The organism is Granulicatella sp. 572.rep1_STHE (assembly GCF_001073445.1).
GTDB classification, from domain to species: Bacteria; Bacillota; Bacilli; order Lactobacillales; family Aerococcaceae; genus Granulicatella; species Granulicatella adiacens.
Genome location: NZ_JVBO01000013.1, coordinates 23476 through 36506, shown reverse-complemented (window position 1 = coordinate 36506; position 13031 = coordinate 23476). Strand labels below are relative to the sequence as shown.

The 13031-nt window shown below is 40.2% G+C and carries 6 protein-coding genes and 1 pseudogene; all 7 read left to right on the top strand.

Translation table 11 applies throughout. The features are described 5' to 3' along the window. The first annotated feature begins 43 nt into the window (after positions 1–43). On the top strand, positions 44–586 hold the full coding sequence (locus tag ADH99_RS02435; RefSeq protein WP_049555826.1) for a TetR/AcrR family transcriptional regulator C-terminal domain-containing protein: 543 nt from the start codon (positions 44–46) through the stop codon (positions 584–586). A 140-nt stretch (positions 587–726) separates the two neighbouring features. Continuing rightward, the gene (locus tag ADH99_RS02430) at positions 727–2499 is read left to right on the top strand and encodes an oleate hydratase (RefSeq protein WP_049555825.1); all 1773 of its coding nucleotides are present in this window, start codon (positions 727–729) and stop codon (positions 2497–2499) included. A 63-nt stretch (positions 2500–2562) separates the two neighbouring features. After that, complete coding sequence (locus tag ADH99_RS02425) at positions 2563–3660, top strand: competence protein CoiA (protein ID WP_049555824.1); 1098 nt, start codon at positions 2563–2565, stop codon at positions 3658–3660. 204 nt (positions 3661–3864) lie between these two features. Then, complete coding sequence (udp, locus tag ADH99_RS02420; protein ID WP_049555823.1) at positions 3865–4638, top strand: uridine phosphorylase; 774 nt, start codon at positions 3865–3867, stop codon at positions 4636–4638. 14 nt (positions 4639–4652) lie between these two features. Then, positions 4653–5324, top strand: a complete 672-nt coding sequence (gene deoC, locus ADH99_RS02415) for a deoxyribose-phosphate aldolase (protein ID WP_049555822.1) — start codon at positions 4653–4655, stop codon at positions 5322–5324. 299 nt (positions 5325–5623) lie between these two features. Continuing rightward, a pseudogene (gene rpoB / locus ADH99_RS02410) lies at positions 5624–9098 on the top strand (DNA-directed RNA polymerase subunit beta); the annotation flags it as partial. A 215-nt stretch (positions 9099–9313) separates the two neighbouring features. Next, the gene (gene rpoC / locus ADH99_RS02405) at positions 9314–12958 is read left to right on the top strand and encodes a DNA-directed RNA polymerase subunit beta' (RefSeq protein WP_049555820.1); all 3645 of its coding nucleotides are present in this window, start codon (positions 9314–9316) and stop codon (positions 12956–12958) included. Positions 12959–13031: the final 73 nt, after the last annotated feature.

Sequence of the window (13031 nt, the reverse complement as noted above, 5' to 3'; positions counted from 1 at the left end):
GTGGGGAAACCCGCTCTTTTCTTCATGAAACAGAGGGATACAAATGACACTTGTTGTGAAAAAGATGTTAGCCAATATGCTAAAAGAACTAATGAATGAACGGCTATTGACGAAAATTACAGTACAAGATTTAACGAAGAAGTGCGGTATTAGTCGTCAAACGTTTTATAATCATTTCCATGATATATATGAATTAGTAGAATGGATCTATTTAAATGAGGCGCATATTACGCTTGGAGAAAATATTTCTTATGAGAATTGGCAAGATGCCCTGGAGGCACTGTTTCAATATATGGATGATAATCGCAACTTTGTTCTTAACACGTATCGCTCTGTTAGTAAAGAAAATGTCGAGCGGCTCTTACAAAGAGAAGTAGAAAGATTTTTAACGGATTTAATTTTTAATGAAATCAAAGTAAGTGGCGCAGAAGCAGAACAAGTGCAATTTTCGATCGAGTTTTATACGTATGCACTTGTTGGGGTTGGGCTTGATTGGATTAGTCGTCAAATGCCAGGCACGGCTAAAGAACTTGTTGAAAAAATCGAACAAGTTATGATTGGAACGATTGTGGCTCGCGTTTCCTAATAAATTACTTTACAATTTTATCTCAATGTCCAAAGTTTGGACATTGGGATTTTTTTGTCTATGGTACTTTTGGTAAAACGGGAGTAGAGTAATGCATGTAAAGAACAAAACCTGATTTTCAGGAACTAGGAGGAATTACTATGTATCATTCAAACGGAAATTACGAAGCATTTGCTCGCCCTAAAAAACCACAAGGCGTTGATCAAAAATCAGCTTACTTAGTTGGTTCAGGACTTGCATCCTTATCAGCAGCTGCTTTCTTAGTCAGAGACGGCCAAATGAAAGGAGAAAACATTCATATTTTAGAAGAACTTCCACTTGCAGGAGGAAGCTTAGACGGAATCTTAAACCCAACACGCGGATTCATTATTCGTGGAGGTCGTGAAATGGAAGACCACTTCGAATGTTTATGGGACTTATTCAGATCAATCCCTTCACTAGAAGTCGAAGATGCCTCTGTACTAGATGAGTTCTACTGGCTTAATAAAGAAGACCCTAACTTCTCAAAATGTCGTGTAATTGAAAACAAAGGACAACGCATTCCAGATGATGGACAATTCACTTTAAGCGATAAATCAAGCGAAGAAATGGTGAAATTATATATGATGTCTGAATCTGAATTACAAGGGTTAAAAATTACCGATGTATTCAGTGAAGAATTCTTCGAATCAAACTTCTGGACTTACTGGGCTAGCATGTTTGCTTTTGAAAAATGGCATTCAGCGATTGAAATGCGCCGTTACATTTTACGTTTCATTCACCATATCGATGGTCTACCTGACTTATCTGCATTGAAATTTACGAAATACAACCAATACGAATCACTCGTTTTACCACTCGTGAACTACTTGAAAAAACATAATGTTCAATTCGAATACGATACAGTTGTTAAAAATGTGATTGTTGAACACGTTGGAAGCGACATGATTGCTAAAGAACTTGTGTTAGAAGTAGGTGGCGTTTTAGAAACACGCAATCTTACAGAAAACGACTTAGTATTCGTGACAAACGGTAGTATTACTGCTGCAACAACATATGGGGATAACAATACTCCAGCATCAATTTCAAAAGAATTAGGTGGAGCATGGAGCCTATGGAAAAACTTAGCCAAACAAGATGAACGCTTCGGACATCCAGAAGTATTCTGTGAAAACTTGCCAGACCAAAGCTGGTTCGTTTCAGCTACAACAACTGTAAAAGACAAACGAATCGCGCAGTATATTCAAAAAATCTCAAAACGTGATCCTTATGCCGGAAAAGTGGTGACAGGAGGAATCGTAACCGTTCGCGACTCAAACTGGATGATGAGCTACACATTAAACCGTCAACCACACTTTAAAGCACAAAGTAAAGATGAATTAGTCGTTTGGATTTATGGTTTATATTCAGGAATCAAAGGAAACTATGTGGAAAAACCAATTGAAGAATGTACAGGGATTGAAATTGCCGAAGAATGGTTATACCACATGGGTGTTCCAGAAGAATTGATTCATGAATTTGCTAGCGAAGGATGCAACACGGTTCCTTGCTACATGCCTTATATCACAAGCTACTTCATGGCTCGTAAAGATGGCGACCGTCCGCTCGTCGTTCCAAATGGCTCTAAGAATATTGCCTTCATTGGTAACTTCGCTGAAACTCCTCGCGATACAGTGTTCACAACAGAATATTCTGTTCGTACAGCGATGGAAGCTGTGTATACATTGCTTGATGTCGATCGTGGGGTGCCAGAAGTGTTCGCTTCAGCTTACGATTTACGCGTTCTTACAAAATCAACAAGCCGCTTGATGGATGGTAAGAAATTAGCCGATGTGAAAGTTCCGTTCTTAGTGAAATTATTTGAAAAACGTGCTGCTAAGAAAATTAAAGGTACGATGATTGAAGAACTTCTCAAAGACGCCAACTTAATCTAATGAGTGAAACCTCTCTAAGTCTCTTAGAGAGGTTTTTTCGTATCTGTTGTTGAGGTGATGGGAATGAATATTGTTCGAACGAAATCAGGGGATTTAGTCCATGCAACCCAAATAAAGGAAGATGAGGTTTGCTTTTGTCCAGAGTGTGGGGAAGAAGTGATGAAGAAGGTTTCTAGAAATGGAGTCGTGTTCTTTGCGCATATTCCAAAGAAACACAGGCAGGAGGAAACTCAGGCACATCAAGAAGGAAAACACCTACTACTAGAGAGTTTGAAGAGTCATGGCTTTCATGCTGAGTTAGAGCCGTATGTGTCGTCTATTGAACAGATTCCAGATATCGTCGTCACAGAAGGCAAGAATGCTTGGTGCATTGAGTATCAATGTAGCGTAATTTCTCCTGAGGATATCGTAGAGCGGACGAAACATTTAAATGAAATTGGAATGTCAGTTCAGTGGATTTTAGGGGAGAATTATGAGAGTCAGCATAAATTGACAGATACCTTTAGCTTTCTAATGAAATATCACCCGCAATTAGGGAATTATTTAATTTTCTTTGTGAAGGGGGAGATGATTTTTCATACGCGAATTAAGATAAAACCTCGATCTCAGCAAATGACTTATCAAATAGTACGGGTACCGCTCTTATCGTTCTCATGGAAAAAGTGGAAGAAGCTTGTCGAAGATTCTGTTCCTGTAAAAGCACACTTAAAACCGAATAGAGAGATGAAATGGACGTCAAGGGACACAATGCTTTTTAAGAAATTAGCGTCTCCACTCACGAGGGCATTTCTCGTAAAGTTATACCGATGCCGTCAAACCATAGAAGACCTTCCCGATTCTTTCTTAACGTTCCCGATTTATACGGAGACGTTTAAGGTGCCTAATCTTGTGTGGAAGGGATATGCGTGGATATTGTTGAAACAAATGTCTTTTGGTGGAGATGTCGAAATGATGGGTTTTATTGAAAGAGTGAAAGAAATCTTGAGACCATTCTTGCGCCCGGTCTCAAATCCAGAAAGTCAGATGGAGGCTTGCATTTGGGAGTTCATAGACGAGCTATTAGCTGATAAAAAAATAAAAATTTCGTATCCAAAATCAAAAATGAACCGTTTGCAAAAAGATGGTAATTTTGGTAAAATATTCATGAGTGTAGAGGGATGAAGAGGCAAATAGAGATAATTATGGTAACTGTATATCCAATTATTTAATCCTTTCAACTATACTTGCAAAAGGCATCTATAGGCATAATTATTTGATGAAGATTTGTCATCATCCTCCTATCTGGGGCTATGGAAAAACCATGGCCCCTTCCTAGTTTGCTAGGGGAATATTGAGGCACGCATGGTGCAGGGAAGGAAGGTATTCATGAAATATTCAGAAGAGGGATTACAATATCATATCCATACACGTAAAGGGGATGTAGGTCGCTATGTGATTTTGCCAGGGGATCCAAAACGCTGTGCTAAAATTGCGGAACACTTTGAGAATGCGCAGTTAGTAGCGGACAACCGCGAATATGTTACGTATACAGGATACTTAGATGGAGAAAAAGTAAGTGTGACATCAACAGGGATTGGTGGACCGTCAGCTGCAATAGCACTTGAAGAATTAGTACGAAGTGGTGCCGATACTTTTGTCCGTGTTGGAACATGTGGCGGAATTGATATCGACGTTAAAGGTGGCGATATCGTGATTGCGACAGGTGCAATTCGTACAGAAGGGACAACACGTGAGTACGCGCCAATTGAATTCCCAGCCATTGCGAACTACGATGTCGTAACAGCGCTAATTAATGCTGGTAAAGGCTTAGGATACACAACACATGCAGGGGTTGTGCAATGTAAGGATTCATTCTACGGACAACATGAACCTCAAGTGATGCCAGTTAGCTATGACTTACAAAACAAATGGGAAGCTTGGAAACGCCTTGGCGTGAAGGCTTCTGAAATGGAATCAGCAGCGTTATTCGTTGTGGCGAGCCACTTAGGCGTTCGCGTTGGATCTACTTTCTTAGTAGTGGGGAACCAAGAACGGGAAGCATCAGGGTTATCAAATCCAATCGTACATGATACAGAAGCAGCCATTAAAGTAGCGGTTGAAGCACTTCGTAATTTAATTAAAGAAGACCGTGCAAAATAAGAAAGAGGGATTATATGGAAATCAAAGAAATCTTGAAAACAGTTGACCATACATTATTATTGCCTGCATCTACTTGGAGTGAAATCAAAGAGATTTTAGATGATGCGATGAAATACGAAACTGCTTCAGCATGTATTCCAGCTTCTTTTGTCAAACGTGCGAGCGAATATGTGAATGGGAAATTAGCTATCTGTACTGTTATCGGATTCCCGAACGGCTATAGCACAACAGCAACCAAAGTCTTCGAAACCAAAGATGCTATCCAAAATGGAGCAAGCGAAATCGATATGGTCATCAATATCGGAGACGTGAAAGATGGACGTTTTGATGTTGTAGAAGATGAAATTCGTCAAATTCATGAAGCATGTGGTGGTCATATCTTAAAAGTGATTATCGAAACGGCGCTTCTTACAGAAGACGAAATCATCAAGATGTGCGAAGTCGTAACAAAAGCGGGTGCGGAATTTATTAAAACTTCAACAGGATTCTCAACGGCGGGTGCGACATTTGAGCACGTAGCATTAATGAAGAAACACGTTGGTGAAGGCGTTCTAGTGAAGGCTGCTGGCGGAATTTCTAGCATTGAAGATGCCGAAAAATTCATCGAATTAGGAGCAAGTCGTCTTGGTACAAGTCGGATTGTGAAAATCGTGAAGAATCAATCGGTCGAAGAGGGTACTTATTAGTCCGAAAAAACCAGATAAAATCTAACTTTCCCAAGTGTCGTCAACCTTGACGGTGCTTGGGATTTTGTGTATAATAATATAACGCAATAAGTGTGGATTTTAATCGGTGTGAGGGTTGAAATATTGTCCAATTCCTTACAAATAAAGGCTTAAAACAAAAGAATTTGCATTTTTCACAAATGACCGCAAACAATTCTTTTGGTTTTTTTTTGTTTAAAAATCGACCGAAATCTTCATTTGTTACGAACTTTTAATAAATGTCATCATATTGTAACATTTATCAATACTAATTATTAGGGGTGGAAGAGTTGGCACATCATGATGTGAAATACGGTAGACACCGTGTGCGTAGAAGTTATGCACGAATCAGTGAAGTATTAGAATTACCTAATCTGATTGAAATCCAAACAGATTCTTACCAATGGTTCTTGGATGAAGGAATCCGTGAAATGTTCAAGGATATTTCGCCTATTGAAGACCATACAGGTAATTTATCATTGGAGTTCTTAGATTATGAATTACATGCTCCAAAATATAATTTACAAGAAGCTAGAAATCACGACGCAAATTACGCGGCTCCAATTTACGTAAAAATGCGTTTAGTGAACAAAGAAACTGGTGAAGTGAAAGACCAAGAAGTATTCTTTGGTGACTTCCCATTAATGACAGAAATGGGTACATTTATCATTAATGGTGCTGAACGTGTAATTGTATCTCAATTAGTTCGTTCACCAGGTGCTTATTTCCATGACAGACCTGACAAAAACGGTAAGCAATTATATGGTTCAACATTAATTCCAAACCGTGGTGCATGGTTAGAGTATGAAACAGACTCAAAAGACATTTCTTATGTGCGTATCGACCGTACTCGTAAAATTCCATTAACGGTATTAGTTCGTGCGTTAGGTTTCGGTTCAGATGAGCTTATCCAAGAAATCTTCGGAGATAGCGAAACATTACGTTTAACTCTAGATAAAGATGTTCATAAACGTATGGATGAATCTCGTACAGAAGAAGCCCTAAAAGACATTTATGACCGTCTACGTCCAGGTGAACCAAAAACAGCTGAAAGTTCGCGTAACTTATTAACAGCTCGTTTCTTTGACCCACGCCGCTATGATTTAGCAGCAGTTGGACGCTACAAAGTCAATAAAAAATTAAACCTAAAAAATCGTTTATTACACCAAACAATTGCTGAGAACTTAGTAGATCCTGAAACAGGAGAAATCGTTGTTGAAAAAGGAACAGTTCTTGAACGCGATGTAATGGAAAAAGTGGTAGAAGTCCTTGAAAAAGGTGCGAACCTATTCACTTTACATCCATCAGAAGACGGTGTTATTAAAGAGCCAGTAACGATCCAAACAGTAGAAGTTTATTCACCAGCTGACCCAGAACGCGTGATTAAAGTTATTGGGAACGGAAACGTGACTGAAGACGTGAAACACGTGACTGCAAGCGACATTATCGCTACAATCAGCTACTTCTTAAACCTTTACGAAGGAATCGGAACAACAGACGACATCGACCACTTAGGAAACCGTCGTATCCGTTCAGTAGGAGAATTATTACAAAACCAATTCCGTATTGGTTTATCTCGTATGGAACGTGTGGTTCGCGAACGTATGTCAATTCAAGACACTGCGACAGTGACACCACAACAATTAGTCAATATCCGTCCAGTCGTTGCGGCAATTAAAGAGTTCTTCGGATCTTCTCAATTGTCACAATTCATGGACCAAACAAACCCATTAGGAGAGTTAACACACAAACGCCGTCTATCAGCGTTAGGACCTGGTGGTTTGACTCGTGACCGTGCCGGATATGAAGTTCGTGACGTTCACTATTCTCACTATGGTCGTATGTGTCCTATCGAAACTCCTGAAGGACCAAACATCGGGTTGATTAACAGCTTATCAACCTATGCGAAGATTAACAAATATGGTTTCATTGAAACTCCATACCGTCGTGTAGACTGGAACACTCATAAAGTTACAGATAAAATCGACTACTTAACAGCTGACGAAGAAGATAGCTTCGTAGTAGCGCAAGCAAACTCTCCATTAAATGAAGATGGAAGCTTCGTGAATGATGTTGTTATGGCGCGTTACGTATCTGAAAACTTAGAAGTGCCAGTAGAACGCGTTGACTATATGGACGTTTCTCCAAAACAAGTAGTTGCAGTTGCGACAGCATGTATCCCGTTCTTAGAAAACGACGACTCAAACCGTGCGTTGATGGGTGCGAACATGCAACGTCAAGCTGTTCCATTGTTAAATCCAAAAGCACCATTCATCGGTACAGGTATGGAATACGTATCTGCACATGACTCAGGGGTTGCCTTGTTATGTAAACGTGATGGTGTAGTCGAATTCGTTGATGCTAAAGAAGTACGTGTACGTACAGCTGATGGCTCATTAGATACTTACCAAATCACTAAGTTCCACGGATCAAACGCGGGTATGTGTTACAACCAACGTCCAATCGTGGCACAAGGGGATAAAGTCGTTAAAGGCGAAATCCTAGCAGATGGACCTTCTATGGAAAAAGGTGAATTAGCATTAGGACAAAACGTTCTAGTAGCGTTCATGACATGGGAAGGTTACAACTACGAGGATGCGGTTATTATGAGTGAACGTCTAGTTAAAGATGATGTGTATACTTCAATCCACATCGATGACTACGATTCAGAAGCTCGTGATACAAAACTTGGACCTGAAGAAATTACTCGTGAGATTCCAAACGTTGGGGAAGACGCATTGAAGAACCTTGACGCAGACGGAATTATTCGTATCGGTGCTGAAGTTAAAGATGGTGATATCTTAGTTGGTAAAGTAACTCCTAAAGGGTTAACAGAACAATCACCAGAAGAACGTTTATTACACGCAATCTTCGGAGAAAAAGCCCGTGAAGTTCGTGACACGTCTCTACGTGTACCTCACGGCGGTGGCGGTATTGTCCGCGATGTACGTGTGTTCACACGTGCAGCAGGTGATGAATTAGCACCTGGTGTAAACAAATTAGTTCGTGTATATATTGTACAAAAACGTAAGATCAATGAAGGGGATAAGATGGCCGGACGTCACGGTAATAAAGGGGTTGTTTCCCGTATTATGCCGGAAGAAGATATGCCATTCTTACCAGATGGAACACCAGTTGACATCATGTTAAACCCATTAGGGGTACCTTCACGTATGAACATCGGACAAGTGTTAGAGTTACACTTAGGGATGGCAGCTCGTGAATTAGGTATTTACATCGCAACACCAGTATTCGATGGTGCGCAAGATGAAGACGTATGGGGAACTGTTGCAGAAGCGGGGATGGCTCGTGATGCGAAAACAATTCTATATGATGGACGTACAGGGGAACCATTCGATAACCGTGTGTCAGTAGGGGTTATGTACATGATCAAACTTGCCCACATGGTTGACGACAAACTTCACGCTCGTTCAATTGGACCATACTCACTCGTTACACAACAACCTCTTGGAGGTAAAGCGCAATTTGGTGGACAACGTTTTGGGGAAATGGAAGTATGGGCACTGGAAGCTTATGGTGCTGCTTATACATTACAAGAAATCTTAACGTACAAATCAGATGACGTTGTTGGTCGTGTGAAGACTTACGAATCAATCGTTAAAGGTCAACAAATTTCACGTCCAGGTGTACCTGAATCATTCCGCGTATTAGTAAAAGAATTACAAGCTTTAGGTCTTGATATGAAAGTACTGGACGCACAAGATGAAGAAATCAAACTTGAAGATATGGACGAAGACGAAGGAATTCGTTTCAGTGACGTTGAAAGAACAAACGAAAGACGTGCGCAATTAGATGAGTATTCTGATCGTGCAGCTGAATTATCAGCAGCAGAAGAAACTTCATCTGAAGACGTTGAAGTAGACGTTGTTGAAGATGATTTTGAAATTGACGAAGAGTAATAGAACTATTGGAATCGTAGGGCAATTCCAAAAGAAAGGGAGGTAGGCCCCTTGATAGATGTAAATAATTTTGAAAGTATGCAGATTGGTTTGGCGTCACCGGAGAAAATCCGTGAATGGTCACATGGGGAAGTTACAAAACCTGAAACAATCAACTACCGTACTTTAAAACCAGAACGCGATGGTTTATTCTGCGAGAAAATCTTTGGACCAACAAAAGACTTAGAATGTTCTTGTGGAAAATTAAAGAAAATTAATAATAAAGGTAAAGTCTGCGATCGTTGTGGCGTTGAAGTTACGCGCTCAAAAGTTCGTCGTGAACGTATGGGACACATCGAATTAGCAGCTCCAGTATCACATGTGTGGTACTTCAAAGGCATTCCAAGCCGCATGGGACTTGTGTTAGACATGAGTCCACGTGCGTTGGAAGAAGTCATTTATTTTGCAAGCTATGTTGTTATTGACGCTGGCGACACAACTTTAATGAACAAACAATTATTAACAGAACGTGAATACCGTGAAAAACGTGCTGAATTTGGAACTCGTTTCCATGCAGCAATGGGTGCGGAAGCCGTTCAAGAATTATTAAATAAAGTTGACTTAGAGGCTGAAATCGCTGAATTAAAAGAAGAGTTGAAAACAGCTCAAGGTCAAAAACGTACGCGTGCAATCCGTCGTTTAGATATTCTAGATGCCTTCAAAGAATCAGGAAACAAACCTGGTTGGATGGTAATGGATGTTATTCCAGTTATCCCACCAGATTTACGTCCAATGGTTCAATTAGAAGGTGGACGTTTTGCGACAAGTGACTTAAACGATTTATACCGTCGTGTAATTAACCGTAATAACCGTCTAAAACGTTTATTAGAACTAAATGCACCACGTATCATCGTTCAAAACGAAAAACGTATGTTACAAGAAGCGGTCGATGCTTTAATTGATAATGGTCGTCGTGGCCGTCCAGTTACTGGACCAGGTAACCGTCCATTGAAATCATTAAGCCACATGCTTAAAGGGAAACAAGGACGTTTCCGTCAAAACCTACTTGGTAAACGTGTAGACTACTCTGGACGTTCTGTAATCGTAGTAGGACCAAACTTGAAAATGTACCAATGTGGTCTTCCTAAAGAAATGGCGATTGAATTATTCAAACCTTTCGTAATGAAAGAATTAGTTGAACGAGAAATCGCTGGAAACATTAAGAGCGCTAAACGTAAAATTGAACGTTTAGATGACGATATTTGGGGAATCCTTGAAGAAGTCATTCGTGAACACCCAGTTCTATTGAACCGTGCACCTACACTTCACAGACTAGGGATTCAAGCGTTTGAACCAACTCTAGTAGAAGGTCGTGCCATCCGTCTTCACCCATTAGTGTGTGAAGCCTACAATGCCGACTTCGATGGAGACCAAATGGCGGTTCACGTGCCACTGTCTCAAGAAGCTCAAGCAGAAGCTCGCTTACTGATGTTAGCGGCTCAAAACATCCTAAACCCTAAAGATGGTAAACCAGTTGTTACTCCATCTCAAGACATGGTTTTAGGGAACTATTACTTAACAATGGAACAAGAAGGCCGTGTTGGGGAAGGTATGTTCTTCAAAGACATGGACGAAGCAGTATTAGCTTATAACAATGGTTATGTACACTTACACAGCCGTATTGCGGTTCCTGCAAGCTCACTTGCTCATAAACCATTTACAGATTGGCAAAAAGAGAGAATGATGGTCACAACTGTTGGTAAATTATTATTCAACGAAATCATGCCAAATGAATTCCCTTACTTAAATGAGCCAACAATGGAAAACTTAGAAGTAGCTACACCAGATAAATGCTTCTTAGAGCCAGGAGCAAACATCAAAGAAGAAATTGCTAAACGTGAAATCGTTTCGCCATTTAAGAAGAAAAACTTAGGTCAAATCATCGCAGAAGTGTTCAAACGATTCCATATCACTGAAACTTCAATGATGTTAGACCGTATGAAAGACTTAGGATATAAATTCTCAACTCGTGCTGGTTTAACAGTAGGGATTGCAGATATTTCAGTTGCAGATAACAAGAAAGAAATTCTTGAAGATGCACATAAACAAGTCGACAACATTTCTAAATTATTCCGTCGTGGTTTAATTACAGATGACGAACGTTATGAACGTGTTATCGAAACATGGAACAAAGCGAAAGATGATATCCAAAAAGCGTTAATTCGCACATTAGGTTCTCGTAACCCAATCTTCATGATGAGTGACTCTGGAGCCCGTGGTAACATCTCTAACTTTACTCAGCTTGCTGGTATGCGTGGACTTATGGCCGCTCCTAACGGTAAGATCATGGAATTACCGGTTACATCAAACTTCCGTGAAGGGTTAACCGTTATGGAAATGTTCTTGTCTACTCACGGTGCTCGTAAAGGGATGACCGATACGGCCTTGAAGACAGCCGACTCAGGTTACTTAACTCGTCGTTTAGTAGACGTTGCGCAAGATGTTATCATTCGTGAAACAGACTGCGGAAGCGATCGTGGTTTAACAATTACTGCGATTAAAGAGGGAAATGAAGTCATTGAAACACTTGAAGAACGTATGTTAGGACGTTACGCACAACGTTCAGTGAAACATCCTGAAACAGGTGAAGTGTTAGTAGCACGTAATGAAATCATTACTGAAGATATTGCTCGTAAGATTATTGAAGCTGGAATCGAAGAAATTACAATTCGTTCAGCCTTCACATGTGATACAAAACATGGTGTATGTAAATACTGTTACGGACGTAACTTAGCTACAGGTTCAGAAGTTGAAGTTGGGGAAGCAGTTGGTACAATTGCCGCTCAATCAATCGGGGAACCTGGTACACAGTTAACAATGCGTACGTTCCATACCGGTGGGGTTGCCGGAGACGATATTACTCAAGGTTTACCTCGTATCCAAGAAATCTTCGAAGCTCGTAATCCTAAAGGGGTTGCGACAATCAGTGAAGTAGCGGGTGAAGTCGTTTCTATCGAAGAAAATGCTGGAAGTCGTACAAAAGAAATTACGATTAAAGGCTCTACAGATACTCGTTCTTACACAGTTCCATTTACAGCTCGTCTAAAAGTGGAAGAAGGACAAATCATCGATCGTGGTGCTCCTTTAACTGAAGGTTCTATCGATCCTAAAGAATTATTACGTGTTCGTGACGTATTATCCGTTGAAAACTACTTATTACGTGAAGTACAAAAAGTATACCGTATGCAAGGGGTAGAAATCGGCGATAAACACGTTGAGGTAATGGTTCGTCAAATGTTACGTAAAGTTCGCGTAATGGATCCAGGTTCAACAGAAATCCTTCCAGGAACATTACTTGATATTGCAGACTTTACAGAACGTAACCGCTCAGCAATCATGAACGGTGAAGTACCTGCGACAGCGCGTCCTGTATTATTAGGTATTACAAAAGCTTCATTAGAAACAAACAGCTTCTTGTCTGCTGCATCATTCCAAGAAACAACTCGTGTCTTGACAGATGCTTCTATCCGCGGCAAGAAAGACCACTTACTCGGATTGAAGGAAAATGTTATCATTGGTAAGATCATCCCTGCTGGTACAGGTATGGCTCGTTACCGCAATATGGAAACAAGTACTTCAGAACCAGTATTATCAGTGGAACAAACAGAAGTTCTTGTTGGAGAACCAACTCCTTCTGAAGAAGACACAAATGAATAATCTGTGAATTCAAGCACCCTATTGATGTTTTCAATAGGGTGTTTTTTCTTAGATTATTCATAGAAGTTTCTTT